This is a genomic window from Achromobacter colocynthidis (genome assembly GCF_057334535.1).
On record NZ_JBHFIZ010000037.1, the window covers coordinates 440,016 to 466,652 of the forward strand.

Annotated in this window: 26 protein-coding genes; 9 read left to right on the plus strand and 17 right to left on the minus strand. The window is 61.8% G+C overall.

All coding sequences use genetic code 11. The features are described 5' to 3' along the window. Positions 1–6: 6 nt before the first annotated feature. Genes ACE04A_RS21735 through cnbCb form a run of 6 tightly spaced genes read right to left on the minus strand, consistent with a single transcriptional unit; the run spans position 7 to position 5,570 of the window. Positions 7–984 (minus strand): Bug family tripartite tricarboxylate transporter substrate binding protein, encoded by a 978-nt coding sequence (locus ACE04A_RS21735; RefSeq protein WP_279995855.1) that lies wholly within the window; start codon positions 982–984, stop codon positions 7–9. Positions 985–1,002: 18 nt separating this feature from the next. Beyond that, complete coding sequence (locus ACE04A_RS21740) at positions 1,003–1,863, minus strand: alpha/beta hydrolase (RefSeq protein ID WP_448716386.1); 861 nt, start codon at positions 1,861–1,863, stop codon at positions 1,003–1,005. A gap of 32 nt (positions 1,864–1,895) precedes the next feature. After that, a complete protein-coding gene (locus ACE04A_RS21745) occupies positions 1,896–2,327 on the minus strand; it encodes a RidA family protein (RefSeq protein ID WP_485820514.1) in 432 nt (143 codons plus the stop codon). 7 nt (positions 2,328–2,334) lie between these two features. Then, positions 2,335–3,810 (minus strand): 2-hydroxymuconic semialdehyde dehydrogenase, encoded by a 1,476-nt coding sequence (locus ACE04A_RS21750; protein ID WP_485820595.1) that lies wholly within the window; start codon positions 3,808–3,810, stop codon positions 2,335–2,337. 54 nt (positions 3,811–3,864) lie between these two features. Beyond that, positions 3,865–4,677: a DODA-type extradiol aromatic ring-opening family dioxygenase gene (locus ACE04A_RS21755; protein WP_448716389.1), complete on the minus strand. Its 813-nt coding sequence runs from the start codon at positions 4,675–4,677 to the stop codon at positions 3,865–3,867. Next, positions 4,674–5,570 (minus strand): 2-aminophenol 1,6-dioxygenase subunit beta, encoded by an 897-nt coding sequence (gene cnbCb / locus ACE04A_RS21760; protein ID WP_259250104.1) that lies wholly within the window; start codon positions 5,568–5,570, stop codon positions 4,674–4,676. The genes ACE04A_RS21755 and cnbCb overlap by 4 nt, the downstream gene beginning before the upstream one ends. 254 nt (positions 5,571–5,824) lie before the next feature. Here cnbCb and ACE04A_RS21765 point away from each other — a divergent pair, with 254 nt between their 5' ends. Together ACE04A_RS21765 and ACE04A_RS21770 are read left to right on the plus strand one after the other, a co-directional pair. After that, positions 5,825–6,382 carry a MarR family winged helix-turn-helix transcriptional regulator gene (locus ACE04A_RS21765; protein WP_485820515.1) on the plus strand — a complete coding sequence of 186 codons (558 nt, stop codon included), beginning with the start codon at positions 5,825–5,827 and terminating at the stop codon, positions 6,380–6,382. 207 nt (positions 6,383–6,589) lie between these two features. Continuing rightward, positions 6,590–7,771 carry an MFS transporter gene (locus ACE04A_RS21770; RefSeq protein WP_259250109.1) on the plus strand — a complete coding sequence of 394 codons (1,182 nt, stop codon included), beginning with the start codon at positions 6,590–6,592 and terminating at the stop codon, positions 7,769–7,771. Between the two features lie 114 nt (positions 7,772–7,885). On the opposite strand, the gene ACE04A_RS21775 is transcribed toward ACE04A_RS21770, so the two are convergent. From ACE04A_RS21775 to ACE04A_RS21790, 4 genes are all read right to left on the minus strand, one after another. After that, positions 7,886–9,244 (minus strand): metal-dependent hydrolase family protein, encoded by a 1,359-nt coding sequence (locus ACE04A_RS21775; RefSeq protein WP_279995847.1) that lies wholly within the window; start codon positions 9,242–9,244, stop codon positions 7,886–7,888. Between the two features lie 26 nt (positions 9,245–9,270). Next, positions 9,271–10,050 (minus strand): alpha/beta fold hydrolase, encoded by a 780-nt coding sequence (locus ACE04A_RS21780; protein WP_279995846.1) that lies wholly within the window; start codon positions 10,048–10,050, stop codon positions 9,271–9,273. 82 nt (positions 10,051–10,132) lie between these two features. Continuing rightward, positions 10,133–11,104: a tripartite tricarboxylate transporter substrate binding protein gene (locus ACE04A_RS21785; protein ID WP_485820516.1), complete on the minus strand. Its 972-nt coding sequence runs from the start codon at positions 11,102–11,104 to the stop codon at positions 10,133–10,135. A gap of 60 nt (positions 11,105–11,164) precedes the next feature. Beyond that, positions 11,165–12,034: a fumarylacetoacetate hydrolase family protein gene (locus tag ACE04A_RS21790; protein ID WP_279995843.1), complete on the minus strand. Its 870-nt coding sequence runs from the start codon at positions 12,032–12,034 to the stop codon at positions 11,165–11,167. Between the two features lie 187 nt (positions 12,035–12,221). Between ACE04A_RS21790 and ACE04A_RS21795 the strand changes: the two genes are divergently transcribed. Beyond that, the gene (locus tag ACE04A_RS21795) at positions 12,222–12,890 is read left to right on the plus strand and encodes a FadR/GntR family transcriptional regulator (RefSeq protein ID WP_279995841.1); all 669 of its coding nucleotides are present in this window, start codon (positions 12,222–12,224) and stop codon (positions 12,888–12,890) included. A gap of 54 nt (positions 12,891–12,944) precedes the next feature. Here the strand turns inward: ACE04A_RS21795 and ACE04A_RS21800 are convergent, their stop codons facing one another. Genes ACE04A_RS21800 through ACE04A_RS21810 form a run of 3 tightly spaced genes read right to left on the minus strand, consistent with a single transcriptional unit; the run spans position 12,945 to position 16,242 of the window. After that, a complete protein-coding gene (locus tag ACE04A_RS21800; protein WP_485820517.1) occupies positions 12,945–13,970 on the minus strand; it encodes a Bug family tripartite tricarboxylate transporter substrate binding protein in 1,026 nt (341 codons plus the stop codon). Next, complete coding sequence (locus ACE04A_RS21805; protein ID WP_448716392.1) at positions 13,919–14,983, minus strand: NADPH:quinone oxidoreductase family protein; 1,065 nt, start codon at positions 14,981–14,983, stop codon at positions 13,919–13,921. Before ACE04A_RS21805 ends, ACE04A_RS21800 begins: the two co-directional genes overlap by 52 nt. After that, positions 14,983–16,242 carry a CaiB/BaiF CoA transferase family protein gene (locus tag ACE04A_RS21810; RefSeq protein ID WP_448716393.1) on the minus strand — a complete coding sequence of 420 codons (1,260 nt, stop codon included), beginning with the start codon at positions 16,240–16,242 and terminating at the stop codon, positions 14,983–14,985. The genes ACE04A_RS21805 and ACE04A_RS21810 overlap by 1 nt, the downstream gene beginning before the upstream one ends. A gap of 90 nt (positions 16,243–16,332) precedes the next feature. Here ACE04A_RS21810 and ACE04A_RS21815 point away from each other — a divergent pair, with 90 nt between their 5' ends. After that, complete coding sequence (locus tag ACE04A_RS21815) at positions 16,333–17,283, plus strand: LysR family transcriptional regulator (RefSeq protein ID WP_279995896.1); 951 nt, start codon at positions 16,333–16,335, stop codon at positions 17,281–17,283. A 231-nt stretch (positions 17,284–17,514) separates the two neighbouring features. Here ACE04A_RS21815 and ACE04A_RS21820 read toward each other — a convergent pair whose 3' ends face one another. From ACE04A_RS21820 to ACE04A_RS21830, 3 genes are all read right to left on the minus strand, one after another. Beyond that, positions 17,515–18,282 carry a hypothetical protein gene (locus tag ACE04A_RS21820; RefSeq protein ID WP_279995838.1) on the minus strand — a complete coding sequence of 256 codons (768 nt, stop codon included), beginning with the start codon at positions 18,280–18,282 and terminating at the stop codon, positions 17,515–17,517. A 50-nt stretch (positions 18,283–18,332) separates the two neighbouring features. Continuing rightward, positions 18,333–20,117, minus strand: coding sequence for a patatin-like phospholipase family protein (locus ACE04A_RS21825; protein WP_448716394.1), 1,785 nt, complete (start codon positions 20,115–20,117; stop codon positions 18,333–18,335). A gap of 241 nt (positions 20,118–20,358) precedes the next feature. Continuing rightward, on the minus strand, positions 20,359–21,120 hold the full coding sequence (locus ACE04A_RS21830; RefSeq protein WP_279995836.1) for a peptidoglycan-binding domain-containing protein: 762 nt from the start codon (positions 21,118–21,120) through the stop codon (positions 20,359–20,361). Positions 21,121–21,623: 503 nt separating this feature from the next. On the opposite strand from ACE04A_RS21830, the gene ACE04A_RS21835 reads away from it, so the two are divergent. The 5 genes from ACE04A_RS21835 to sorU all read left to right on the plus strand — a co-directional run bounded on the left by ACE04A_RS21835 (position 21,624) and on the right by sorU (position 26,087). After that, positions 21,624–21,995, plus strand: a complete 372-nt coding sequence (locus ACE04A_RS21835) for a hypothetical protein (protein WP_448716396.1) — start codon at positions 21,624–21,626, stop codon at positions 21,993–21,995. A 17-nt stretch (positions 21,996–22,012) separates the two neighbouring features. After that, the gene (locus ACE04A_RS21840; RefSeq protein WP_259250127.1) at positions 22,013–22,960 is read left to right on the plus strand and encodes a sensor domain-containing diguanylate cyclase; all 948 of its coding nucleotides are present in this window, start codon (positions 22,013–22,015) and stop codon (positions 22,958–22,960) included. 199 nt (positions 22,961–23,159) lie between these two features. Continuing rightward, positions 23,160–24,206: an alpha/beta fold hydrolase gene (locus ACE04A_RS21845; RefSeq protein WP_485820518.1), complete on the plus strand. Its 1,047-nt coding sequence runs from the start codon at positions 23,160–23,162 to the stop codon at positions 24,204–24,206. Positions 24,207–24,460: 254 nt separating this feature from the next. Further along, positions 24,461–25,699, plus strand: coding sequence for a SorT family sulfite dehydrogenase catalytic subunit (gene sorT, locus ACE04A_RS21850; protein WP_485820519.1), 1,239 nt, complete (start codon positions 24,461–24,463; stop codon positions 25,697–25,699). A gap of 13 nt (positions 25,700–25,712) precedes the next feature. After that, positions 25,713–26,087, plus strand: a complete 375-nt coding sequence (gene sorU, locus ACE04A_RS21855) for a SorU family sulfite dehydrogenase c-type cytochrome subunit (protein ID WP_279995829.1) — start codon at positions 25,713–25,715, stop codon at positions 26,085–26,087. A 50-nt stretch (positions 26,088–26,137) separates the two neighbouring features. Here the strand turns inward: sorU and ACE04A_RS21860 are convergent, their stop codons facing one another. Next, a complete protein-coding gene (locus tag ACE04A_RS21860) occupies positions 26,138–26,623 on the minus strand; it encodes a DUF6644 family protein (RefSeq protein WP_259250133.1) in 486 nt (161 codons plus the stop codon). Positions 26,624–26,637 lie beyond the last annotated feature (14 nt).

Below are 26,637 nucleotides of genomic sequence, written 5' to 3' on the forward strand. Positions count from 1 at the left end.
GCGTCGCTATTCCGCCCGGGCCCCGGACACCTTGACGATCTCGGCCCATCGTTTGGTTTCCGTGGCGATGAATGCCGTGAATGCTTCAGGGCTTGAGGCGAGCGGGTTGAGCGACATCGTGGCATTGGCCCGTTCGACTTCAGGCGTCTTGAGGGCAAGCCCGATCGCTTCGTTCATGCGCTTGATGATGGCATCCGGCGTTCCCTTGGGCGCCACGATCCCGCCCCAAGCCACCGCTTCGAAGTTCGGAAAGCCGGATTCAGCCATCGTTGGAACATCCGGCATGGTCGCCAGGCGCTTCGAACTGGTGACTGCAAACGCTTTCAGCGTGCCGTCGTTGATGAACTGCTGGACGCCGTTCACGTTATCGAACATGACGTCGACCCGGCCGCTGACCACATCCGACAGCGCCATGGATCCGCTGCGATACGGCACGTGGGTGATATCCAGTGCACCAACGGCCTTCATCATTTCGCCGGTCAGATGGCTACCCGACCCTACTCCGGTTCCCGAAGCGAAGTTCACCTTGCCGGGGTTCTGCTTGATATACGCCGTCAACTCCGAAATGGAGTTCGGCTTGAAGTTCTTGCCCGCAACAAGAATGTAAGGGTTGTCGAACAGCAAACCGACCGGCGCAAAATCCTTGATCGGGTCATAAGGCAGGCTGCGGTAGAAGCTTGCGTTGACCGCCAGGGTGATGTTGTTGCCAAAGCCGAACGTGTAGCCATCCGGCGCCGCCTTGGCAACCGTGCGGGTGCCCACGATCCCTCCGGCGCTCGACAGGTTTTCCACGATAACGGGCTGCTTGAGGATTCTTCCAATCTGTTCGGCAACGGGCCGCGTCGCCACGTCAGGCCCAGACCCTGCCGCATAGGGAATGATGAGTTTGATGGGCTTGTTCGGCCAGGATTGCGCCTGCACGGCTGTAGAAAACGTGATCGCCACAAGTGCGATCCATCGGGAAATTTTCATCGGATTCTCCAAGCTACTTTTGAATGCACGTCATCCGCGCAAAATTTGAATCAGGCGATTCGTCCAGGGCGAATCCGGTTCCCCCGCCGCAAGCGCCGGCGAAAAATGATCCCCCGGCAGCACCATGGTTTCGCAGGGTTGTTGCAGCCGGCGCAGCTCGGCTTCCATCGTTTGATTGCCCTTGACGATCCTTGGCAAGTCTTCCTTGGCATAGGCCAGCAACATCAAGGGCGCGTCTTCATTCAATAGACAAACCGGACTTGCCAACGCCGCTTCCGAAGCGTCATGTAGAAGAATTTGATGCGTACGTTCTTCCCCACTATCTGGAAGCCGATCGGGATACCGAATATCAAGCGGCGCACACAGCGGAAAGCACGCAAAGATCGACGACGCCGGGATGCCGTGGCGGGCCAGACCGTCGGCGCTTAACGCCGCAAGCGTCATCAAATGGCCGCCAGCGGAATGGCCGCCAAGCGCAATGCGGCTGGGGTCGCCGCCATACTCGTGAATGTTCCGATGCACCCACGAGATCGCTGACAAGCAATCGTCCAGAAGCGCCTGCCATTTGAAGCGAGGCGCAAGCCGATACGAGACCGAGACAAACGTAATGCCGGCGGCGACCAATGCCGGGGCCATCAACGCCACCCACTCCTTGTAGCCGTTCGTCCACGCGCCGCCATGCGCGAAGACCAGCACCGGGCCGGCTCGCCCCTGAGCGTTTTGGCTGGGGTACACGTCAAGCCGGTGCGCGGCGGTGTCGCCGTATTGAATGTCGGCGACACGTTCGCATCGCTGTATGGCGGCCGCCGACAGCGCGAGTGCCGCTTGCGCATAGTCCTCGGCCTCTGGGGGATACAACGGGGGCTGTGGGGCAAGATGGGGAAAGCTCATGTCTGGACCGCGCTGAAGTGATTTCGATTTTGCTAAAGCGATCGCGGCTTGTAGGCCACCGCCTTGATTTCGATGCGCAGCATCGGATGCGGCAGTTGGTGCACCGCCACGGTGGTTCGAGCGGGGCCGTCGTAGTCGAAGTACTCGGCGTAGACCTCGTTGTAGCCCTTGAAGTCACCCATATCGACCAAGTACGTGGAGAGTTCGACCAAGTCTTTCAGGCCGGCGCCCGCGCTTTCCAGAATCGCCTTGATGTTCTCGATGACGGCGCGAGTCTGCGCGCGGATATCGGCATCCAGCACGCCCATGGCGTCAACCTCGGCGCCCACGAAGCTGTTGTCGGCGCGCCGGGAGCTGGTGCCCGAAATGAACAGAAAATCGCCGGCACGTTTTACGTGAGGGAACTTGCCGCGCGGCTGCGCGCGCCCTTCGACGACGGCCGACGACACATCGCTTTTACTCATGGCTTTCTCAGTCATTGACGGCCTCCGGTGCATCCACGTGGATGCAAACGTTGGTGAGTTCGGAATAGAAATTCAACGAGTGCAGCCCACCCTCGCGGCCGATGCCGGACAGGCCGCTACCGCCAAACGGTGTGCGCAAGTCGCGCAGGAACCAGGCATTGACCCAGGCAATGCCAACATTCATGGACTGCGCAACGCGGTGCGCCTTGTTGACGTTGCTGGTCCAGATCGTCGCCGCCAGGCCATACGGCGTGGCATTGGCACGGCGGATGACTTCCGCTTCGGTGTCAAAAGGCGTGATGTGGCCGATGGGGCCGAAAATTTCTTCCGACACGCAGCGCGCGTCATCGGCCAGGCCGGCGATCAAGGTGGGTTCCACCCAGAAGCCTCCATCCAGCGCATTGCCAAAGCTGGGCGTGCCGCCGCCCACGATGAACTGCGCCCCTTCTTCCCGCGCCAGCGCGTAGTAGCTAAGCACCTTGTCACGATGAGCCGCTGAAATCACCGGCCCCATGTCCGTTGACGCGTCGGTGGGGTCGCCTAGCTTGATACGTTTGGCGCGTTCAGCAAGCGCCGCCACAAAGCGGTCGTAGATGGGCCGCTCGACAAAAATTCTTTCGGAGCACAGGCACACCTGGCCGCTGTTCAGGAACGCGGCTCGCGTCATCCCTTCCACGGTTTTCTCGAAATCGCAGTCGGCAAAGATAATGGCCGCATTCTTGCCACCCAGCTCGAACGACACCGGTTTAACGCCATCGGCGGCGGCGTGCATGATGGCCGTGCCGGTCTTTGATTCACCGGTAAAGGTGATGGCGCTGATGTCCGGATGCTTGGTAATGAATTCGCCGGCCGAGTTCGGGCCAAAGCCGTGCACCAGGTTGAACACGCCGTCCGGCAACCCAACGGACTGCATCACCTCGGCAAGCAGGGTGGCAGTGCCTGGCGTTTCTTCCGATGGCTTGGCCACCACCGCATTGCCGCACGCCAGCGCGGGCGCGACTTTCCAACTGAACAGAAGCAGGGGCAGGTTCCACGGCGAAATGATGCCGACCACGCCCAAGGGCTTTCTGACGGCGTAGTTGATGGCATGGGCGCCACCGGCCAGCTCGGTGCGAAACGTTTCCAGTGGGGCCGTCTTCAGGATGTCCGCAAAGATACGGAAATTCGCCGCGCCGCGAGGGATATCCAGCTTGGACGCCAGCGACACCGGTTTGCCCGTATCGCTGACCTCTGCCTCAAGGAAGTCATCCGCGCGCCGATCGATTTCGTCGGCGATGCGGTAGAGCATGTCGGCCCGGTCCGCGACCGATGTCGCGCCCCAGCCGCGTACCGCCTGGTGACCCGCGGCGATGGCCTCGTCGACCATGGCTTTGGTGGCCTCGTGCACGTCTGCAAAGCGCACGCCCGTTGCCGGGTTGATGGCGGCGAAGCGCTTTTCGCTATCGACGAACCGGCCATTGATGAAATTTCTGTACTGCTTCAACACGACTGCTCCTTGGCAAGGTCGGGCCCGCTTGGCAAGCCCTGTTGATTGGCGCTACTGGAGCTTGAACTCCACGACAGCGCCGCCGCTGCCGTACAGCGGTGCGTACTCGTGCACGATGGCCTGCTTGAAATTCCCACCCATCGCGCCAAGCAGCCAATGGAATTGCTTCAGCCCCATGTCCGGATGTGCTTCCTTGGCATAGCCGGGCAGGCTTGCGCGCAGCGCTTCTACATCCCCGCTTTCCATCAGGGCCAGCACACGCCGGTTCCACGTGTCGTCGGCTTCCGAAAGAATGTGGTCTTCCTGTAGATCGATGTTCTCGCGGAACATGCTGTTGGACAGGCCGCCTATCCCGACCACCGCAACACGCTTGTCTTGCAAGGCGGCCGCGGCGATGGCCCCCAACTGCTCGGTCTGCTCGGCGCTGTGATAAAGATTGTTGGCAGCGATGACGACCGGCAGCGCCGATGAGCCGAAGTTCATCAGCGTGGTCGCGGTAATGGTGCCGGTGTCGATCGGGAACTGGTCATAGTCCACGCCTCGCGTTTTGATGCCTGCTTCATTGCACGCCTGCACACAGCGTTGTGCCAGGGCCGAATCCGAATAGATGTCGAACGGCTGCTCGCCGAACTCATGCCAGTTTTCATCAACATGCAGTCCGGTACTGCGCGCCCGCGTGATCCACAACTGGTCCAGCACGGCGAACCATTGCGTGGAATAAACCAGCACACAATCAGGCTTGGATGCGGCCAGCGATTCGCCGGCATGCGCCAAGGCGTTACGAAGACGGCCCCACGGCGCCACGTCGGGACGCAACTGCGGCAGCGGGCTGCCGGGAACAAGAAACGCGGACACGATGCTCATGGTTGGCCCGCTTCCTGAAGGTTCCATTCGATCACCGCGTTGCCGGTGCCGATGACGGTGCCGTAGCCATGCAACCTGCCGGCAAGCTCGGGATAACCCATCGCGGCGTGCATCCAGGTGAAGGCGCCGGACTTCACTTCGGCAAAGGCTTCATCAATGAACTGAGGCAGAAGCTGGAAGGTTTCTTTCATGCGGCCTTGCCGCATCAGGTTGATCATGCGCACGTCCCACTTGTAGCCGTCGTAGCGCTCGGGATGCTCTTTGGTCATGTCCTCGGGCAGCTCCGGTTCTTCATGAAAATGCCAGTGGGACAAGGTGTTGCTGGCCAGCAGGACGGCACGACGTCCGGTCTTGCGGATGGCCTCCCGCGTGGCGCGACCCAGAAGATCCATCTCGCCCTGGCCTTCCTTGGTGTTAAGGAAATACGGCGTGTTGTTGGCGGATATGCCCACCACAGGAATGTCCCATTGCGGTCGGATCATGTGCAGCGTAGTGATCGTTCCGTAGTCGGGTCGGAACTTCGGATTGCGCATCATCTTGCTGACCAGGCCAAGATTGGCGGCCTCTTCGCAGCACGCCTCGGCCAGTTCGACGTCCACGTCCATGCCGAAGTCATAACGGAATATGTTGGGGAAGATAGGGTCGACCGATCGCCCGGTAAGCCGTGGCACGCCCAGAAAGTGGTGCCCGACCTGGGTAATCCAATGCGGGGAATGCACCAGCAGCACGTCAGGCTTCATGCGTTCAATGCTCTCGCGTGCCTGCTCGTACGCCCAGCGCAGCGGTTCCCAGCCGCCTTCAGACCGAGGCTCGTTCTGAGGCGGGTTTTCGCCGTAGACCAGATGCGGGGGATGCGGCGCCAGGAAGCCGGAAAGAATCACTCCTTCACTCATGGTGAAGCTCCTTGATTGACAGTTGAAACGCAACTCCCACCGCAGCACCCAGCGGAACGGGCTTTATGAGACGTATGCGTACTATCTTAGATCGGAGCAATGCGCCAATAAACGAGTGATAACCCTATAAATATTCGTTTAAATTGATGAATCCGCTTATTGAAAAACCTCTTACCTTGTACGTATACATGCTATTGTAACTACGCGGGGTCCCATCTTAATATCTTCAACTACCGTAGAACCCACCGATCACAATGGCCCGTTCACCGTCCTCCAAGCCCACCCCATCCAAGTCCGCCCCCTCCCCGGTCTCGTCCTCACCCGCTGCGGCGGAAGTCGACGCATTGCTGCGGAATTTCCGGCTTGAAGATGTGCCGTCGCATCTCTTGCGACGCGCTCACTTCAAGGCCGAGGAGATCTTCGCCACCACGTTTGCGGGCGAAGGCGTAACGCCTCGGCAGAAAGCGGCCTTGGTCCTGCTTTATCAAGAGCCGGGGCTCAGCCAGAACTCCTTGGCGGAACGCTTGGCGATGGACCGCAACACGGTCGCCGAGATGGTAAGACGCATGCATGGCGGCGGGCTGATAGAGCGCAGGCCGGCGCCGACGGATGCCCGCGCCTACCAGCTTTACGTGGCGCCGGCCGGGCTGGACCTGCTATGCAGAGTGATGCCGCGCGATGTGGTGGTGGAAGACCAACTGCTTGCTCGCCTGCCTGAGGAATACCGGGGCTTGTTCGTCAAATGCCTGCGCCTGATCGCCGAGTATGGCAATGAGGCGGACGCGCCCAAACCTGATCCCAACCCAGATTGACGAATGAACATCAGGCGTGCGCCCGCCTGTCTGCCTTGACACGCCCCGCCAAACGTCGGGCAAGCGGCGCACCACTTTCAGGCGGCTGACAGCCGCGTGCGAGGCGCTCCCGCTACACTCTCGGGATCCCGCGCCGATGGCCGCCGGACCGGCCCCGCGCGTATCGGCGTGGCGGTCGGCAAGTGGCCTTGCTCTCATCATCCCGCCATGTCGCAATCCAATTCGTTCAATCTCAGGCAGATCGCCGTGCCGGCGTTCGGCCCGTCGCTGCTGTACGGCATCAGTAATGGCGCCATCCTTCCCGTCATCGCGCTCACCGCTCGCGACCAGGGCGCATCGGTAGCTACCGCCGGGCTGATCGCCGCCCTGATCGGGATCGGCTCGCTGCTGTCCAACATTCCGTCCGCGCTGATCACCGAGCGCTTCGGCGAGAAGCGCGCCATGGCTGGCGCCGCCCTGTTGAGCATGATCGGCCTGCTGCTTGTCATCACCGTCCCCCATCTCTGGGTGCTGGCGCTGGCCATGCTGATGCAAGGGTGCGCGCAGTCGGTGTTCCAGTTGGCGCGCCAGAGCTACATGATCGAGGTCGTGCCGATAACGTACCGGGCACGCGCCCTGTCCACGCTGGGCGGCACGACGCGCATCGGCACCTTCATCGGCCCCTTCGCGGGCGCGGCGCTTATCCATTTCGTGGGGCTGGAAGGCGCGTACTGGATTGCCATCTGCGCCATGTTCGGCGCGGGCTTCATCGCCATCAAGGCGCCCGACATCGAGCCCTCGGGTGGCAAGAAGGCGGGGGCTCCGCGCGCCCGCATCGGCGAGGTCGCGCGAGACCATCGCGGCGTGTACGCCACGCTGGGCGTGGGCGTAATGCTGATCAGCGCGCTGCGCGCGTCGCGCCAGGTGGTGATACCGCTGTGGGCGGATCACCTGGGCCTGGACGCCACCACCACGTCACTCGTGTACGGGCTGGTGGCCGCGGTCGACATGTCGGTGTTCTATCCGGCGGGCAAGGTCATGGACCAGCGCGGCCGCCTGTGGGTGGCGCTGCCCTGCACGCTGCTGATGGGGCTGAGCCTGATGGCGATCCCGCTTACCGGCGGCGTGGCGAGCTTCATCCTGGTGTCGGCGCTGCTGGGCTTTGGCAACGGCATCGGGTCCGGCATCGTGATGACACTGGGCGCCGACGCCGCGCCCCCGGGTGCACGCACCCAGTTCCTGGGCATCTGGCGCTTCATGGCAGACCTGGGTGCAAGCGGCGGGCCGGTGGCGCTGTCGGTACTGACCGCCCTGGTGTCGCTGGGCGGCGCATCGTTTGGCGTGGGCACGCTGGGCCTGGTGGCCGCCGGCGTGTTCTGGCGCTGGCTGCCTCGGCGCGGGCGGGCTTGAGCGCCTGGCTTATCAATGCCCAGGTGCGTTGCAAGCGAACACGGAAGTACCGAGTGAGCTCGACGCAGTTGAATCGGCGGACGCAGAATATAGCCGCGCGCCGCCTGGCACGGCCTATATCTGCTGCGAGTTCATTGGATCTACGGACCTCGCCCGCCTCGCGCCCACCTCGACCATCGGATTTCCGCCGTAGATAGAACGGATCACCCCGCGTGGAGGCAAAAGCGTGCGCGCGTTCTTGATAATCTCACCGTCCTTCATCACCATCAGGATCTTCGTTGGATCCTGCAAAACCGCCAGGTTCTGCAATGGGTCTCCATCAACCAAGATCATGTCAGCCAGAAAGCCTTCCTTGAGTTGCCCAAGCTCGTCGGGCCGCATCATCAACTCTCCGCCCAACCGGGTAGCCGCCAGTAGCGCTTCCTTGGGCGTCATGCCAATGTATTTGACGAAGTACTCAAGGTCGCGAGCGTTGGTACCGTGTGGCATCCAGGCAAATCCGTAGTCGCCGCCAGGCAGAATGCGGATACCGCGCTTGTGCATTTTCGAGAGGTTCTCGGCAGCGACCTCCAGCTCACGCTTGTACCCCATCTTCGTGGCGATGGCTTCGGTAATTCCATACTCCGAGGCGTTGTAGAGGGTGTTGACCAGCCATCCGATACCCGGCGCCACAAAGTGCTTTTCCTTGTTGGCTTCCAGCATATCCAGTGCCTCTTCGTCGGCGAAGCTTGCATGGAAAATCAGTTCAAAGCCCTGCTGCACACAGGTTTTGACGGACTCATTGGAGCGCGCGTGAGCCGCGACCCGCTTGCCTGCAAGCTTGGCTTCGGCCGCGAGCATGGCTATTTCCTCTTGAGAAAATGGATTCGCTTCGGCAGGGATGCCCGCGATGTATTCCCCAGAGAGATTGATCTTGAGATGGTCAACACCATACTTTACGAACATACGGACGATGCGACGCATGTCTTCGGGTCCGCTGCAAACGGCGCCAAAGTTCATCGCCTCGTAGGGTAGATGCGGCAGGGTGTTGTCGCCCAAGCCGCCGGCGGTGGTGATTTCCTGGCTACCCGCAAGATAGCGCGGCCCCGGAAATGCGCCCGCCTCGATCACGTTGCGGGTGACGACATCCAGACGAGGCTTTGCGGTAGCAGCTCCCAATGCGCTGGTCCAGCCCATTTCCAGATAGCGCTTGGCGACGCGCACGCACCACAGGATGTGCTCCTCGGGCGGCATGAACTGGATTGCCGACAGGCTGGGCTGGTCGTTCCAGGAAAAATGCGTATGCGCTTCTGTCATGCCAGGCATCAGGAACGCGCCGTGGCCGTCGATGATGCGCGCATCGCCGGTATCCAGATATTCGCCCTGACGGGCCAACGAAACGATGCGGTTCGCGTCTACCAGCACTTCACCCGGGTAAGGATCCGCGCCTGAGCCATCGAACAATGTCACATTGGTAATGGCGATTCTTGTCATGTCTTGTCTCCTCGGGCTAGCCGCTTTCAGGGCTTATAGAAATCGGTAAGGATGCGCAGGCATTCGAGCGGCTTTTCATAGGTCGTCCAATGCCCGCAACCTTCCAGCACAAAGGTGTTGCGTGTTCTCAAGCGCTCGGCAAGCGCGGCCGTGCCTGCCGGCGTACCGACCCCATCTTCGTCGCCCGTGACCAGCAACGCCGGGATAGTCAGCGATTCGACCTCGGCCGCGACCGCTTCCGCCAACGCTTCGCAGTTGCGCGCATAGCCTTCCGGCGGCTGGCGCATGATGGATTCACGGATCAGCGCAAGCGCAGCCGGGCGTTCGGCCTTGGTCTGTGCGCTGGTGGCGGCCTTGCAGATGGCGTCCGCGATTTCCTGCATAGCAGCCACTCCGGAGCGCGCCAATCCCGCGCGATTGCGCGTCGCCTCGCGAGCGGCATCGGCTGGCGCGGTAAGCGGGCCGAACAAAGCCAGCGACCGAACGCGGGTGGGATGCCTGACGGCCAAGTGCTGGGCGATGATGGTGCCCATCGAATGAGCCACGACGTCGACGCTTTGCAGGTCCGCATCGTCAAGCACTCCTATCAATGCCGCCACGTGTAGGTCGACGCTCAAGCCGTCTGGCGCTTCGGCACTACGCGCGGCCCCGGCGAGGTCAGGCCGAAGCACCCGACGTTCGCCAAATGCGGGCATTACGGGGCCCCAGAAATTTGAGCTACCGCCCAATCCGTGGATGGCCAGCACGGCATCCTTACCGTTGCCGGTATCTTCTACCCACAGGCCATTGATGATCTTGGAACTCATGCACTCACCTCGTTTGATAGTCGGCCTAGGCCGGAAATTGCGATGCCATGGCATGGGCGGAACCTGTCGTCCCGCATCGACATCAGTCGACTTTCCCGATTCTGTTCACGGCTCGTTCCAGAGAAGCGGAGTCCGCCTTCCAGTATTCGTCGAAGGCCGGGGCATCTAGGTACTGCACGGGGCTGCCGGTAGCGGCGATCCGCGAACGAAATTCCGGATCGTTGGCAACGTCCCTGATGGCTTGGCGCAGCTTTTCCAAAATGGCTGGCGGCGTCCCGGCCAGCGCGAAAACCCCAGACCATTGCACGAAGCGGATGTCGTAGCCTTGGGATTTGAAAGACGGTACTTGCGGCAGACTATCGAGCGCGCCGTCTCCCCAATGCGCCAGCGGCCTGACGCGCCCGGCTTGAATCAACGGCATGACACTGGAGGGGCCGGTAGCAAGCGCGTCGACCTGCCCGCCCACCAGCGCTTGAACCGCCGGACCGGCGCCCGTGAACGGCACATGCATCATCTTGATCCCGGCAGCGTCTTGCAGCATTTCCATCGGCACATGCATCGTGCCGTAGATGCCCGAGGATCCATAGCTGAGCTTGCCGGTCTGGTTTTTGGCGGCGGCGACGAATTCTTGCAGAGTCTTGTACGGCGCGTCCGCACGCACCACCAGCACAGTGGGATCCGCCGTGACCCGCGCGATGGGTACGAACTGGTCCAGTTCATAGGCCGGTTTGCGTTCCAGAAGGCGATCCGCCGCGGGCAAGATAGAAATCGCCGACAGGCTCATCAACAACGTGTAGCCATCCGGTTTGGCTCGTCCGGCCTGACCGATGCCGATGGCGCCCCCTGCGCCGCCCTTATTCTCAATGACGATAGGTCGGCCCAGCTTGGCACCGACCGCCTGAGCCAACGGCCGTGCGATGGTGGCGGCGACGCCGCCGGGCGGGAAAGGCACCACCATCGTGATGGGGCGGTCCGGGTAGTCGGCCGCCATCGCCGAGACGGCACCCAGCCATAGCAAGGCAGCCGCGGCCACCCTCTTGCAGCGCAGATTCATGTCTCACTCCGTTATGGTTTTGTGTCCTGCAACGCGCCGCTACTCCGCCGGCGCGGTCCTTCAGACGAAACGGTTTTCGATCTTCCCGATGCCATCGATCTCGATCCGGACCGTGTCACCGCTCTTGAGATATTGCGGCGGATTGAGCCCCTGTCCCACGCCCGCCGGGGTGCCGGTGGCGATGATGTCCCCTGGATACAGCGTGATGCCGCGCGAGCACGTTTCGATCAACGTGGGGATATCGAAGATGAGGTCTTCGGTGCCGCCTTCCTGACGAAGTTCGCCATTGACCCAGCAGCGCACCCGGGTCTTGCGCCCGTCAAGCTCGTCGGCCGTCACCAGCCAGGGGCCCATCGGGCAGAAGGTGTCAAAGGACTTGCCCAGATCCCACTGCTGGTGGCGCATCTGCACATCGCGCGCCGTGACATCGTTGACCACCGTGTAGCCGATCACATGGCTCATGGCTTCGGCGCGCGAGATATTGCGGCCCCCCTTGCCGATCACCACCGCCAGTTCGGCTTCGTAGTCGATCTTGTCGGAAATGCCTACGGGCAAGTGAACGTTGGCCCAAGGCCCGACAACCGTCTGCGGCACCTTGGTAAAGACGATGGGCCAGGATTCCGGATTGGCGTCGTTGTCCTTGAACACCGAATCGCGCAGCTCTTTCGCATGCGCGTGATAGTTACGCCCAACACAAAAGAGGTTGCGTCGCTGGGCGGGAAAGGGCGCTTCGTGTTCCACCTGATCCCATCGATAGGCGTTGCCAACCGTGGCCGGCAATGCCTTGCCTTCGGCCAACAGATCCACAGCAGCCAGCGCGCCCTGCGCCGCGAGCTCGCGGGGAAAATCCAGAGCGGTCACGCTACCGCCATCGTCGGCAACCACTCCAACCCGACGCTCGCCTTCAATTCGAAATACCGCAATCTTCATGCTTGCTCCCTAGGCGGCCAAACCCGCCAAACAGATAAAACCAAATAGTACCAATTGAAGAATATTCAGAACCAATTTGGTCGAATAATAGACCAAATAAGCCAAATAGCAAGTAGGGATCTTCCGACGCACTCTCACCCATTGGACTCATTTGGTATGATTGCGGTCATTCGAAAAGGAAGCCTTCATGGACAAAGCCTCCGCCATGCGGGCGGTCATCATTGAGAACCTGACATCGGGCGTCTGGCCCGCCGGGCATCGTTTGCCTACCGAACGGACATTGAGCGAACAATTCGGTATCAGCCGTTCCACCGTTCGAAGGACGCTGACAGAGCTGAAGGGCGAAGGCCTGATCTCTCAACGCGTGGGCAGTGGCACGTACGCCAATCCCACGTCGGCGTTGGCGCAAACCGAGACCCTGCTACGCAACGAAGTGCTGGCCACCAGTCCTGCCGAACTGATGGCGGCGCGGCTGGTGCTTGAACCTGCCATCGCGGCCTTGGTGGTGCAGCACGGCACCCCCGCGGACTTCGCGGCCATGCAACATGCGTGTGATGAGGCCGAAGCCGCATCAACCTTCGAAGCATTTGAAGTCTGGGATGCCAAGTTGCATGAACTGATGGCAAGGGCGGCCCACAATCTCTTTATCGAGAAAGTGTTCGCGCTGATGACCGCGGCGCGCTCACAAGCCACATGGGGCGCGCTCAAGCGGAAAAGCCTGACGCCGGAGCGTCGCGAGGCCTACCAACTTGAGCACCGAGAGATCGTTGAGGCGCTGCATGATCGCGACGCAACGAGAGCGCAAGAAGCCGTGCGGCGACACCTGCTGCACGTGCGGGACAATCTACTCGGCTGATTTCCCATCCCGAATCGGGAAGCCCTCCTTCCGGACGGCTTTCAGACGACCCAGTTATTGCGGTGTTATCTGCGCCGCCTTCACGATGTCGCGCCACTTTTGTCCTTCAGAGACATTGAAGCGCGTGAACGTGGCGGGGTCCGAACCCACCGGCTTGGCGCCAAGCCCCGTGTATTGCGTCACGACGTTGGGCTGCTTGAGCGCTCGCGCGGCATGCTCGGCCAGCTTGGCCACGATTTCTGGCGGCGTGCCCTTGGGCGCCCACAGGCCATACCAGGTGCTGATATCGAAGCCCGGAAAGCCGGATTCCGCCATGGTCGGCACGTCGGGAAGCTCATCCACCCGCCGCGCGGTCGTGACCGCCACCGCGCGCAGCTTTCCTGACTTGATGAACGGCATGGCCGAAGGCATCGAGTCGAACATCAGCTGAATCTGTCCGCCCACCAGATCCGTCAATGCCGGCGCGCTGCCCTTGTAGGGCACGTGCTGCATCGTCAGGCCGGAGCGCACCTTGAACGACTCTCCCGCAAGCTGCTGCGCCGATGCAGACCCGGCCGATCCGAAATTAAGCGGCTGCGTCTTGCCCTGCGCAACCAGATCCTGAACGGTACGAACCTTGCCCGTTTGCGGCACCACCAGCACCAAGGGCACGTCCGCCAACTGGGTGATGGGCGCAAAATCCTTGAAGGCGTCGTAGCGCATGGACTTGTAGATATACGGATTGATCACGTGCAACGATGCGTTGGCCAGAAAGGTATAGCCATCCGGCGCGGCGCGCGCCACGAGATCCGCGCCGATCATTCCGCTTGCGCCCGGCTTGTTGTCAACGATGATGTTTTGTCCGATGGTCTTGGACATTTCGGCAGCCACCAGGCGCGCCACGATATCCGGCGGGCCGCCCGGCGGATACGGGACGACCATGGTGATGGGCTTGGTCGGAAACGCGGCGTCCGCGGCCAACGCGGTCAATGGACCGGTGGCAAGCCCCAAGGCCAGCGCGGTGGCGGCCAGTTGCCTGATGGGTAGTGCTACGCGGGAGCGGCTCGCCCTGTGGGCGAGTCGGGCGGTAATGGCATGCATGGGTTTGTCTCCGTCGTTATTGTGATCGCCACCTTGCCGACGACTTGTCGGCTTTCCAGGGCAGCGAGTGCTGCGGCAAGACCGGTGATCGGATAGACCGCCGTTACAGCTGGCCGGATCCGCTTGCTGCGGGCCCAGTCAAACAAAGTGGACATCGTGCGCTGCATGGCGGGCGCGTGGACGATGCGTTCGTCAGCAGGCGTCCAGCCGATGTAGCGGCCAAAGAAAAACCCATGCAGGGCAATGTTCTTCACAAGCAACAGGTTCAGTGGCACATCGGGAACGCGGCCGCTGGCGAAGCCCACCGAGACCATCCGCGCATTGGCCGCCGCCGCCCGCACGCTGCGCTCGAAGGCGTCGCCCCCCACGGCATCCAGCACCACGTCGGCGCCGCGCCCGCCACTTGCCGCCTTGACCGCCTGCGCCATGTTTTCGTCGGCGGCAAACGCATGCGCGGCGCCCGCGGCCAGGGCGGCCTGGCGCTTGGCATCGGTGCTGGCGCAGGCCAGTACCGTGGCGCCCAGCGACGAGGCAATCTCCACCGCCGCCAAGCCGACGCCAGACCCGGCTCCCAGCACCAGCACCGTGTCGCCAGGCTGCATGGCGGCGCGCCACAGCAAGGCGCACCAGGCCGTCCCGTAGGAAATGGGAATGGGCAGGGCGGACAGCAGCGGCAAGTCGTCGGGCACGGGATAGACGGTGTGCTCGGGCAAGGTCAGGCGTTCGGCGTAGCAGCCCCAGCGCGACAGCGCGACCACTCTGTCACCCGGCTTCAGGCGCGTGACCTCCGCCCCGCAAGCAATGACGCGCCCGGCCGCTTCAGTGCCTGGCACGAATGGCAGGGGCGGCCGGCTTTGATAGCGCCCTTCGACCAGCAGCTTGGTTGCGTGGCTGACGCTTGCGACCTCCACGGCAATCGTGACGTCGTGGGGGCCAGGGGCCGGAGCGTCCGGCATGTCTCCCGGCAAGACGTCTTCAACCGGACCATGGCAGTGGCAGATCAACGCGCGCATCAGTACCCCCCTTGAGCAGATGGCGCTTGGCGCAGCACGCCCATGTCCAGCATGGACTGAATGTCCGACGGCGCTACCCCCCACTCCGTCAGCACGGCAACCGTATGCTGGCCGATCTGGGGCGCGGCTTGCAGCGGCCGGCGCGCAGCCGCACCCGGCACGCGCGCAAACGGCAGTGGCTCACCGCCGGGCTGCGCCAGAGAATCCAGCAGGCCGATATGCACGGCCTGCGGGTGTGCGGCCAAACTGCCGTAGTCCCTGACCCGCGCATGCAATACGTCTTCACGCGCAAAGCGCTCGACCCAGTGCGCGGCAGACTGCGTCGCCAGTTGAGCGGCCAGTTCGCGATGCAGGCGCTCGCGCTGCGCCATGCGCCCCTCGTTGCTGGATAGCGCCGGGTCGGCCAACCAGTCGGTCCGTTCCAACGCACGGCAAAGCCGCGCGAACTGATCGTTGTTCAGCGCCAGGACCGACAGGCTTGCGTCCGCCGTGCCGAACACACCGTTGGGCGCGCTGACCGCGCCCGTCGCGCGTGCGCCCGTCATGCCAAACGCAAGAATGTCGTTGACCTGCAATGCGGCGCAGGCCTGAAACAGGCTCAATTGCACGTGCTGGCCTCGCCCCCCGCGCGCCTGCTGATACAGCGCGGCACTGGTGGCCTGGGCGGCATACAGCGCCGTGGCGATGTCGGCCATCAGCAGGCCGATCCGGCGCGGCTCGCCCTCGGGCGTCTGGTTCGCGAACATCAGCCCGCTGTCGGCCTGCATCACCGAGTCCGACGCCGGCGCGTTCGCGCAAGGGCCATCCGGCCCATAGCCGCTGATGGACACGTAGACTAGGCCCGGGCAGCGTTCGGCCAGGCTGTCGTAGCCCACGCCCATGCGTTCGGCGACGCCGGGGCGAAAATTCTGGATCAAGACGTCGGCGCGTTGCGCCATCTGCGCCAGCAGGGCTTTGCCCCGAGGCTGGCGGGCATCCACGCATACGCCGCGCTTGCCCACGTTGTAGGCGATCGACAGCGCGCTTTCGCCGTCGCGCACGACGCCGACATGGCGGCCCCAATCGCCATCCGGCGGCTCTACCTTCACGACATCCGCGCCTTGCTGCCAGAGGATTTGGGCGCAGTAGGGGCCGGCGATTCCCTGGCTGAGGTCCAGTACGCGCAGGCCAGAATACGGGGCTGAATCCGGGCATGAATTCGGGGCTGAATGCGAGTCTGAATGCGGGCCCGAGGTAGGGTCGATCGGCGTGGTCGGCATGGGTGCGATAGCGGCTAGGACAATGCGGTCGATGCTAGACTCGCCGACATCATTGGACAATCCTCCTGTTTGTGCCTTGAATGGTGAATGATGATTGACAATATGCCGGACCTGAACCTGGTCAGACTCTTCGTGGCAATGGTGGAATCGCGCAATCTGAGCGCCGCCGCCGTGCGCTGCGGCATGACGCGATCGAACATGTCACATCGGCTCAAGCGGCTTGAGCTGGACTTGGGCGCGCAGCTCTTCCGGCGCACCACCCGACACGTCGAGCTGACTCAGGCCGGCCAGTTGCTGTACCAGCACGGCATCCGCCTGTTGGACGAGATGCGCGCGGTGCAGGCCGCCATCGATAGCCTGGACGGCGCCGTCAGGGGAGACGTGCGCATCCGGCTGCCGACGGGCCTGGGGCATCTGTACCTGGCGCCGGTGCTGCTTGAATTCGCGCGCGCGCATCCCGATATTTCGCTGCGCGTGCATATCAACGATGGCATCGGAGACCTGATCTCCGCCGAAGTCGACATGGCGCTGAAGATCACGTCATCGCCGCCCGAGGACCATGTGGCGCGCCGGGTATGCGGCATCCAATGGTGCTTGTGCGCGTCGCCGGCATTCCTGGCGGCAACCGAGCCGGTGCAGAAGATGGAGCACTTGGGGCGATGCGATCTGATTGCGCCGCAGTCCCTGGGCCGCCGCTTTGACCTGCGCTTGAAGCAGGAGCACGGAGACCCGCTGATCCTGCGCGTGACGCCCAGGCTGCAATCGGGCGACTATCCGTTCCTGCGGGACGCAGTCCTGGCGGGGCTGGGCGTGGCCTTGTTACCCCGCTACGCGGTATGGGAACAGTTGCGCGACCGAAAGCTGCTTGAAGTGCTGCCCGAGTTCGAGCCCGAAGGCGTCGGCGACGCCATCTATTTGCTCACCGCACCCAACCGCTTTCCGTCCATGGCGACCCGCGTGCTTGCCGACTTTATTCGCGAGCATATTGAGCGGCATGTGCAGGACTGGGAAAGAAAGCGTCCCGCGCGCGGGACGGCATGAAGACGCCGGCAAATCACGCGCGCGCAATCAACTCGTCATCACCAGCCTCAACGCACGACTTGCCTCCAACCGCTTAGATCAATAAGAATCCTCGCAGGTTTCGAATCCACCGAAACGTTACGGTTATTCAGCCGCGAGGAAGTTATCCCAGCCAACTTGCTGGCGAACTTGGTCGAGCCATCCCAGCAGATTCGAAAATACGCTGCCCAACTATTGCCCTCTAGCGGAATGTCAACGCAGCCGGATTAACCAGTCAGAGAACGGTGCCGATGGCTTAGGCTGGAAGCCAAGTAAATCCTTGTCAATCGGTGAATGACAGTCTGGAGCGATGCTGCCGTTCACTTTCTGACAAAAGACGAACGCGAACGGCCACCCCTTGTCAGTTACACGAGGAGGAACGAACTGGCCGCCCGACGATTCTGGGTTCCAAGGGATCGTAGGACTGGGTGTGGTCACGCGGCCACCAACAGCGGCACGATTCGCCCACTCCTTTACTTGGATGCGATAGAACGAGTCGATCTGGTTTGCGTCAAAGCCTAGGCTCACCAGTTCACGTTGCACGGCGACCCACTGAAGCGCCGATTCCACGCTAGGTGGCTGGTCATCCCCCGCCTTCCAAGGCAGCATGGGCGCCAAGGGTTTGGGACGCATCAGCTCGTGTACTCGCACGTATGCGCCGATATGAGCACCAGCCAGGAAGCCAAGCGAAAACACCACTAGGCAGACACCCACGTCACGGTGCAGAGGGAGGTGGCGGAAAGCCATATTCCTGCCGCTATCTGCTTCATGGTCGTCCGCAGGAGCTGATTGCTCGGGCGATATTGATGCGTCGGTCCGGTCTTTCTTCGCCTGCAGCACCGCAAATACAGTTGCCATCAACCCGAATAAGACTGGTATGGCCACCCCGGCTACCGGTGTATTCGAGCCGCCACTCATGTAGCCTATGGTCAGGCCTACCAAGCCCACTCCGAGCACCAACCATGCTGATATCGTCCTCATGCCCTCTCCTTCACCGTAACGGCTATTGCTTGCCACGCCGTCAGCAACGATTAATAGAACGGCAGTTCCTTGGCCGTTAGGTCGTCAGCAATCAGCTTTCTAACTACCTGCTTCAGTTTCCATCCAAAGAAGAAAAAGCCTAGCCTTGTCAACATGCGCGGGCTCATGCCACGCCGCCGCGCAAGCGCCTTTCCCACCGCTTTTGCTCTCAGGTAAGCGCTATCAACCACCTCATTGAGATCAATGGGTTTACTTGGCCAATCGGGCCTGGGCAAAGGCTCCGCCAAGGAGCCGATAAGCGGGATGATTGCGAACTCGTCTCTATTCTCCATTTCGTGGGAGTATTTCGCGTTGGCCTCGGCGTCACCTGCGATGAACGTGGGGTTCTCGCGCAAGAGCCCGAAGTGAAACCGCAACAACTGCTGGCAGTTTCTCCGCCCGAGCAGGTAGTCGTGTCGGCGATAGCTCTCATCCAGGAAACCTCCGAAACCCTGTAGCGACGCACTGGCCATTGGCGCCGGCGGTAGCCGCCAGCTTGCCGGTGGGTCATCAGGTTTACGGCTTGGGGCGAGCAGAAAGCGGCTGTACTCGGCAGGGTGCAGGGCGCGAGCAAGATCGGCGGGGCTGAACTTTGCTTGGCTCTTGAACGCGCTGGCCAGCTTAAAACAGACAGATTCCAAATCGCCCTTGTGTTTTTCGTCGCGGTTGCAAAAGTCCAATGCTGGTTGATCGGGAAATGGATCGACGAGGATTAGCGTGCGTTGAGTCTTACCTCCAGACGACTCTACTTGACCGAGCAGTCCAACTAATTCCGTACGCGCGAGATCCAAGGGTTCGTTATTCATGGCCCCCCCATCCACCACGAACTCCGCGTAATAGCCTTGGGGCGGCTTAGGCGCCATGCCGCTAACGAATTGCGACCAGGCCGGAACGAGCTTGATGTAACTCCCTGCGACGGCGGCATATCGCCACTCCAGATCGCTCGGACGGCGAAGTTCTTCGCGTGCGCGCAGCCCCACCGGAAACGCGCCGGAAGCCAAAGCCGCATTGCCCAGATTGCGCCATCCTTGATGATTCAAGGCGGGGTCCGTGGCGTCGTCCACGTTCAGCACCTCATCATCAGGCCGTGGACGCCCGCGGTTCCCATAAGGGGCATAGAAACTGTGATAAGTCCGGTGGGCCGACATACGCAAACCCGTAATCGTGTGGCCTCGGAAATTCAGATAGTAGGGAATGCCGCGCAGACCGGCCTGGGTAAAAATGAATCGGACCCCATCCTCGATATACGGCCGCGCGATAGGCGGCCCCCGATAACCGAGCGCGTCATCAGTAACTCGCTCCAGACGTGTCGAATCAAGCAGCGATGCAATCGGCTGATCGGATGTCTCCAGATCCAGCCGGTTCAACAGGTGTCCGATGTCGACACCCTTGACCCAGGCTTTGTAGAAGGGGTTGGCATCCGGCAGTTGTGGCTCGCCGTGCTGGAACTGGAATCGCAACGCTGATGCAGCGATCGCTGCTGTCATGGCGCCGGCGGACGCACCAGATACAACCTTGATCTTGACGCTATGACTGGGCACCTCACCGGGTTGGTCGCGCTTTGCCTGCTCCCAAGCGTCCAGTGCCTCGATAAGAAAATCGCAAACGCCTGCGGTGTAAGCTCCCGCCGATATGGCGCCCGCCAAGACAAGCGCGATCTCGAATACGCCTGCCGGCGGCGCAGGCTCTGCCGCCATGTAGTCCCGTAAGGATATCGTGCTGGATTCCAGTTCGGAATCCGGGTCTGCTGCAACCCCGGAGTGCACGACGTGCGCATCGTTCAGTGTGATCGACATAGGCGGCCTCCGCCGACGAGAGCAACGACATCGGATACTGAAAAAGGATGTTGGCCACTACACGTAAAAACGCCCGACGTGAAGTGGCGCACACGATGTGCATCCCGATCGTAATACCTGAATAAACGCGCTCTACCTGTCGCCATGAGGTGGCGATGCGACTCGATGATTGCCGATCAGAATATCTTGGAAGATCAGCTTCATCGTTGCGACCATCTAACTCCAGCTTGCCACGCTGGCCTCAGAACGAGATTGGAGCGCGTGCATTTAGCCCAATTAGATCCGTACAAAAGTAGTGATCCGCCAGATATCTGGCATCATAAGATCGCACGTCGTAATGAACCCATGTCGGAGCCACATTATCGGGCTCCAGAGACTTACGATTCTTGGCCGCCCATCCGATTTGGGCGTTCGACAGCTCGATGAGCTTCCCTCGGATTTCATGGCATTTCACAACATCGTCTTGCTTCGTTTCACCGGCCTCGACCCTGACATCTAAATCCACCGCTTTCCCGCAGTGATTAGTCGTATTGCGATGGTTCTGCCTATTGTCGACTGCACAGCGATACCCGGAACTGAAGCTAAAGCGGTGCTCCGGCATATAAAAGTAAGCGGCTCGTACAGCCCAGAGAAGCATGCGGTGAATGCCGGGATACTCATAAAGGTGGAATGCCTCGGCCGCTTGATTGCCCAAGTACTTGCCCTTGAAATTACCTCGGCCGAATCCGGCGCACTTGCCACATTGGCACTTCAATCGAGCAAAGTCGATGGGAAACCGATCCGCGAATGAGTCAATGGCTTTGAGGGTCGAGCGGTCAGCGATCCCATTGGGAGCGCTCTGACCCATCACATCAGACTGGAACTTGGTGACCTGCAATTCAGTGCCAGGCCCAAACTCGCCGTCTGGAAGTGTCCCGCGAAACCCTGCCAAGCGTATTTGAAGTTCTTCAACATCAACACCTAGCATTCCTTTCGAAAGAAGCCTCGTGCCATAGTCACTCATCGTGCTCTCCAGGGTCTAGGGCCATGCAAGGCAAAGCGAAATTCCTGCCCAATCTAAAACGCTCGAGTCCCGGTGCAGATTCTGACCGCGCCACGCCCGGGCGGACCACCAAAGAAGGAGGACTCCGAGTATCCGGCGCACAGCCGGGTCACCCGCTTTGGCTAAAGCCCCGCCGGGCTTGTGATCGGAGTCGCTTATTACAAGACGGCTTCATCTTTTTACGCCCCGTTAGTCGCATCTGCGTGCCTAGGATTGAGTATGGCGATCTCCAAAAAAATATGGTGGCGCATGGCGATGTCGATTCAGAATGGAGGTCTTCAACACGGTAGGTGGAGCCATGCGCAAAGGTCAGGTCGCCATTGTCCGGCAGCGTATGTGAGTTGCGATGCCGACTTTCATGGGTATCTATTCGCTAAGAAATCTACGGTATCCTCACCCCCGTCCGACCGACGCCACAACGCAATTTCGCCGCATACCTTTTGCCGACCGACAAGGGAGTCATCATGAAACGCCATTCGCGCGCGCTTATCGTTGCCGCATCCGCCACAGTGCTTGCCGCTTGCGCCACCCCGCAAACCAAAGCGCCCATCACCGGCAACACGCACGCCGGCGCAACGTTGAAAGCCGACGTCGCCCAGAACATTTCCATGCAGGCCCAAACGCAATTGAATTGCCAGAAGGTCGACGCGATTCAAACCGAAGTCGTTAAGGTCAACCCGGTCGGCACGGGAAGTTCAGCTGCGTCCAAGCAGTACGGAAGTGTCGATGAACGGTGGATTGTGCAACTGTGCAATCAACAGATTCCGTTCCGGGTGACGTTGACGCCGGATGGCAAGGGCGGAACGTATTTTTCGACGTCGCGCGAAACGTATTGACCGAAAAAGGATTTGGCATGTCCCACGCAGGCCCGACCATTGATGACAACGCCGTGTACAGGACCTTGCTGGAGTCGACCAAGGCGATTCCTTGGAAGATCGATTGGGCCACGATGAAGTTTGCCTACATCGGCCCTCAGATCGAGGCATTGCTGGGCTGGAGCACGGAAAGCTGGGTAAGCGCGGAAGACTGGGCCATGCGCATGCATCCCGAGGACCGCGAATACGTGGTGAATTTCTGCGTCACCCAATCCCAGGCCGGCGTGGACCACGAGGCGGACTACCGCGCGCTGACCAAGGACAACGGCTACGTGTGGATTCGTGACGTGGTGCACGTCGTGCGCAATGACAGCGGCGAAGTCGATTCGCTGATCGGCTTCATGTTCGACATCACCGAACGCAAGAAGACCGAAGAAAAGCTGCTGAGCCTGCAAAAAGAGCTAGAGGTACTGTCCTTCAAGGACAGCCTGACCAATATTGCCAACCGCCGTCGCTTTGATCGATGTTTTGAATTGGAGTGGGAGCGTGCGGAAAGCGAAGGTCGACCGTTGTCTGTATTGCTGTTCGACGTGGATTTTTTCAAGCAATACAACGATTTGTATGGCCACACCCAGGGCGACAACTGCTTGGTGGAAATTGCCCAGACGTTGAGCTTGGCGCTGGATGGCCCCCGCGATCTGGTGGCGCGCTACGGCGGCGAGGAATTCGTTGTGCTGCTGCCCGAGGCCGACGCCGAGGTCGCCCGGAAAGTCGCAGAACGCTGCCAGCGCCTGCTCCAGAAGAAATCCATTCTGCACGCCCTGTCGCCGCATGGCAGGCGCGTCACCGTCAGCATCGGCGCGGGCACGGTGGTGCTTGAGGGAAAGGCGGAACGTGCCGACTTCATCAAGGCCGTGGACCAACAGCTATATGCAGCCAAGCGCAACGGGCGCGACCGCGTTGAGCACGTGCAATGGCGGCCGTAAGCGGGCTCAACGAATAAGCGGAGCCATCCCGGCGAATGGCTCGCACGCCGAAAAGTTGGTGATTGAACCGGGCAAGATCACGGCGAACCGTGGCCCTTCTTGCTGACAAAACAAGCCCGTCACGGAACCTCGCCCCGTCGCGCATGGTCACTCTTTTACAGCGCCGGCAGCGGGCCGGCGCCACAAAGGGAGTCATTGCATGACACGAATCCGACATACACGGCTAGCCGCATGGTGCGCCAGCCTGTTGCTGGCGGGCGGCGCCGGCGCGGCCCTCGCGGCCGATGCACCCAAGGTGCCCGACTACGGCCCTAACCTTGAACGCTTCGAGTATCCGCACGAAGTCCATCGCCACACCCTGAAGTCGCAAGGCCAGACGCTATCGATGGCCTATATGGACGTAAAGCCCGCGCAGGCGAACGGCCGAACCGTCGTGCTCATGCACGGCAAGAACTTCTGCGGCGCCACCTGGGACGCCACGATCTCGGCGTTGAGCCAGTCCGGCTATCGGGTTGTGGTGCCCGACCAGATCGGCTTTTGCAAATCCGACAAACCGGCGAGCTATCAGTTTTCGCTTCACCAGCTTGCGGCCAACACCCAGGCCCTGCTGACGCACCTGGGCGTGGAACGCGCCAGCGTGGTCGGACATTCGATGGGCGGCATGCTGGCGGCGCGTTATGCGCTGATGTACGGCGCGACCACCGATGCGCTGGTGCTAGTGAATCCGATCGGGCTGGAAGACTGGAAGCAGGAAGGCGGGCCCTACCGCAGCATCGACGACTGGTACGCGCGCGAACTCAAGGCCAACTTTGCGGGCATGAAGAAGTACCAGCAGGGCACGTACTACGCGGGGCAATGGCGCGACGACTACGACAAGTGGGTGCTGATGGCCGCCGGCATGCTGCAAGGAGAAGGACGCGAGCGCGTGGCATGGAATCAGGCGCTCACTTACGACATGATCTACACGCAGCCAGTCGTGCATGAGTTCGGCCAGATCGCCGTGCCCACCACGCTGTTGATCGGCAAGCAGGACAACACGGCGCCCGGCAAGGACGCCGCGTCACCCGAAGTCGCCAAGCGCTTGGGCAACTACGCCGAACTGGCCCCGAAGACGGCTCGCGCGATCCCGGGGGCAACGCTGGTGATGTGGCCCGAACTGGGGCATTCGCCGCAGGTGCAGGATCCGGCGCGCTTCAATGCGGCGCTGATCGATGCGCTGCGGCGGCCGGTGCCGGCCAAGGGGTAAGTGCGCGCGGGCGTGGGCTTGGGGCTAGCCGCGCCGCGCTTTTTTTGGGGGCCACGCTGGCGTGCACTTTCCACCGCGCCGGCGTGGTCATCCAAAACTCTTATGCCAAAAAAGTATGAAATCCATAGTCCTTTAGAACCCCTTGACATAAAAAAACGCAGTGTCGATGATGCAGAAGGCCCCGCTTCGCCGGGCCGCCATCGGTAGAACACAGCGCCGGGTTCCCAAAGGCGCGGCAACCAAAGAGGCATGCCATGGAGACGCTTCCCCCAAACCTTGCCCGACGCCGCCTGCTGGCCGGCAGCGCCGGCGCCCTTGCCGCCGTTGGCCTGGGCGCCACGGGTGTCGCCTGTGCCGCGGACGCAGTCGCTAACCCCACCGCGACCAAAGCCGCCCCCGCAGCCAAGCCTTTGCCACCCTACGCGGCATGGAAAGACGCCGACAGCGTCATCGTTCATAGCGCCAACACGATCGAAACCAAGCGCAGCGCCTTTGGTGACGGGATCATCACGCCATCACGCCAACTCTACGTCCGCAACAACCTTCCGCCGCCCGCCGCGTCCATCCTGGATGACCGCGATGCATGGGCCGTCGAGATTGCCGGCGTGGAGCAACCGCGCACCCTGACCGTGGGCGATCTCAAGGCATTGGGCGTGGAAACGCTGGCCACGGTGCTGCAATGCTCGGGCAATGGCCGTGGGTTTTTTCCGCACAAGCCCAGTGGAACGCCTTGGGAGGTGGGCGCGGCCGGCTGCGTCATGTGGTCAGGCATTCCGGTGCGTACCTTGGTCGAACACCTGGGCGGACTGAAGGGCAAGCCCGCCTACATGACGGGCACAGGCGGCGAAGTCCTGCCCGAAGGCCTTGATCCCCTATCCTTGCTTGTCGAGCGCTCGGTGCCGCGAGAGGCCATGCAAGATGCCATGCTGGCTTGGGAAATGAACAACGAGCCTCTGTCCTTGGCTCACGGCGGCCCGCTGCGGCTGATCGTCCCGGGCTATACCGGCGTCAACAACGTCAAGTACCTCAAGCGCCTTGCCTTCACTGACGAACAAAGTCGCGCGAAGATCCAGCAAACCGGCTATCGGCTGACCCCGATGGGCGCCAAGCCCAGCCCCGACCAGCCTTCTGTCTGGGCCATGGAACCCAAGTCCTGGATCACCGCGCCTGGCACGGATGGGCAGGCCCTTAAGGCCGGACGCGCCGTCGTGCGCGGCGTGGCGTTCGGGGGCATGCATGCGGTCAAACGGGTAGAGGTCTCGATAGACGGCGGCAAGACCTGGAAAGAGGCGTCGCTTATCGGACCCGACCTTGGAAAATACGCGTGGCGGCAGTTCGCGCTACCCATCGATCTTTCGGCAGGACAGCACACACTGGTCAGCCGCGTCGAAGACACAGCGGGCAATGTGCAGGTGGAAAAGCGATTTGAAAATGCACCGGGGTACATCAACAGTAGCTGGCAGGATCACGGCTTGGCAGTCAATGTGTCCTGAACATGGCGGCTTGATGCAGCGCAGCGTTGTGTCACCGCCAACACCACGCCTCCTTGCCGGGTGGCGGGTATTCCCCCTGTTGGCGGCGGCACTGCTATGCGTGCCAGGCAGTTTGACCGTCGCCGCGGAGCCCACTGATGCCGAGGCTGGCCGCGCGCTATTCCTGAAAGGCTCAACGCCGGCCTGTGCCGTTTGCCACACGATGGCCGACGCGGGCGCGAAGGGGACCATCGGACCAAATCTGGACGAGCTCAAGCCAGACGCGCAGCGAGTCATGCAGGCCGTACGCAACGGCATCGGCGTCATGCCGGCTTTTGACGCGTTAAGCGATGAGGATGTCCAGGCGCTTGCGAACTATGTGGCCAAGGCGACCGGCGCAGCACAGTAGCGCCGGGGCGCCACCTGCCCCTGACCTGGCCAGTGCAGACGAACGGCAAGCTACAGAAACCCGATCCATCTTCCCGCTATCAGGCAGCCCGTCCACAGCAGCAGCGAAACGGCGGCCTGGCAGCGCAGCGCGCCGGACGCGCGGCCTCCCTGCAATACCCGCCCCCATGCCCCGCCCCGGCGCACGAGCCAGGCGTTGATCGCGCCCGCGCCCAACAAGCCCATCTTCACCACGAATGCCGGGTTCTCCAGGTATTCCTGCGGACGCACGGTGAACAGCGTAGCGCCGGTCAGTACGGCCAGCAGCAGCCCAACCGCTGCCGTGCGCGCCAGTACAGGCGCCAGCAGTGCCAAGGAAGTGGGCTTGAGGACGCCGAGCAGGCGCAGGTCCAGCGGAACGATCGAGCCGATCAACAGACCGATGGCGCCGATATGGGCGGCGTTGACCAGAAGGTACAGCGTTCCGGACCTTCGCAGCCACAGCGCCGGCGGCAGGGCCGTAAGCTGTTCCAGCGCCAGCCGAAGCAGTTCAGGCATGGCTCAGGGCCGTG

Excerpts from the sequence above, each read along its gene's own strand:
- ACE04A_RS21740 (WP_448716386.1), bottom strand. The coding sequence starts at position 1,863 with ATGAGCTTTCCCCATCTTGCCCCACAGCCCCCGTTGTATCCCCCAGAG.
- ACE04A_RS21745 (WP_485820514.1), bottom strand. The coding sequence starts at position 2,327 with ATGAGTAAAAGCGATGTGTCGTCGGCCGTCGTCGAAGGGCGCGCGCAG.
- ACE04A_RS21755 (WP_448716389.1), bottom strand. The coding sequence starts at position 4,677 with ATGAGCATCGTGTCCGCGTTTCTTGTTCCCGGCAGCCCGCTGCCGCAG.
- cnbCb (WP_259250104.1), bottom strand. The coding sequence starts at position 5,570 with ATGAGTGAAGGAGTGATTCTTTCCGGCTTCCTGGCGCCGCATCCCCCG.
- ACE04A_RS21765 (WP_485820515.1), top strand. The coding sequence starts at position 5,825 with ATGGCCCGTTCACCGTCCTCCAAGCCCACCCCATCCAAGTCCGCCCCC.
- ACE04A_RS21770 (WP_259250109.1), top strand. The coding sequence starts at position 6,590 with ATGTCGCAATCCAATTCGTTCAATCTCAGGCAGATCGCCGTGCCGGCG.
- ACE04A_RS21775 (WP_279995847.1), bottom strand. The coding sequence starts at position 9,244 with ATGACAAGAATCGCCATTACCAATGTGACATTGTTCGATGGCTCAGGC.
- ACE04A_RS21780 (WP_279995846.1), bottom strand. The coding sequence starts at position 10,050 with ATGAGTTCCAAGATCATCAATGGCCTGTGGGTAGAAGATACCGGCAAC.
- ACE04A_RS21785 (WP_485820516.1), bottom strand. The coding sequence starts at position 11,104 with ATGAATCTGCGCTGCAAGAGGGTGGCCGCGGCTGCCTTGCTATGGCTG.
- ACE04A_RS21790 (WP_279995843.1), bottom strand. The coding sequence starts at position 12,034 with ATGAAGATTGCGGTATTTCGAATTGAAGGCGAGCGTCGGGTTGGAGTG.
- ACE04A_RS21795 (WP_279995841.1), top strand. The coding sequence starts at position 12,222 with ATGGACAAAGCCTCCGCCATGCGGGCGGTCATCATTGAGAACCTGACA.
- ACE04A_RS21800 (WP_485820517.1), bottom strand. The coding sequence starts at position 13,970 with ATGCATGCCATTACCGCCCGACTCGCCCACAGGGCGAGCCGCTCCCGC.
- ACE04A_RS21805 (WP_448716392.1), bottom strand. The coding sequence starts at position 14,983 with ATGCGCGCGTTGATCTGCCACTGCCATGGTCCGGTTGAAGACGTCTTG.
- ACE04A_RS21810 (WP_448716393.1), bottom strand. The coding sequence starts at position 16,242 with ATGCCGACCACGCCGATCGACCCTACCTCGGGCCCGCATTCAGACTCG.
- ACE04A_RS21815 (WP_279995896.1), top strand. The coding sequence starts at position 16,333 with ATGATTGACAATATGCCGGACCTGAACCTGGTCAGACTCTTCGTGGCA.
- ACE04A_RS21820 (WP_279995838.1), bottom strand. The coding sequence starts at position 18,282 with ATGAGGACGATATCAGCATGGTTGGTGCTCGGAGTGGGCTTGGTAGGC.
- ACE04A_RS21825 (WP_448716394.1), bottom strand. The coding sequence starts at position 20,117 with ATGTCGATCACACTGAACGATGCGCACGTCGTGCACTCCGGGGTTGCA.
- ACE04A_RS21830 (WP_279995836.1), bottom strand. The coding sequence starts at position 21,120 with ATGAGTGACTATGGCACGAGGCTTCTTTCGAAAGGAATGCTAGGTGTT.
- ACE04A_RS21835 (WP_448716396.1), top strand. The coding sequence starts at position 21,624 with ATGAAACGCCATTCGCGCGCGCTTATCGTTGCCGCATCCGCCACAGTG.
- ACE04A_RS21840 (WP_259250127.1), top strand. The coding sequence starts at position 22,013 with ATGTCCCACGCAGGCCCGACCATTGATGACAACGCCGTGTACAGGACC.
- ACE04A_RS21845 (WP_485820518.1), top strand. The coding sequence starts at position 23,160 with ATGACACGAATCCGACATACACGGCTAGCCGCATGGTGCGCCAGCCTG.
- sorT (WP_485820519.1), top strand. The coding sequence starts at position 24,461 with ATGGAGACGCTTCCCCCAAACCTTGCCCGACGCCGCCTGCTGGCCGGC.
- sorU (WP_279995829.1), top strand. The coding sequence starts at position 25,713 with ATGCAGCGCAGCGTTGTGTCACCGCCAACACCACGCCTCCTTGCCGGG.
- ACE04A_RS21860 (WP_259250133.1), bottom strand. The coding sequence starts at position 26,623 with ATGCCTGAACTGCTTCGGCTGGCGCTGGAACAGCTTACGGCCCTGCCG.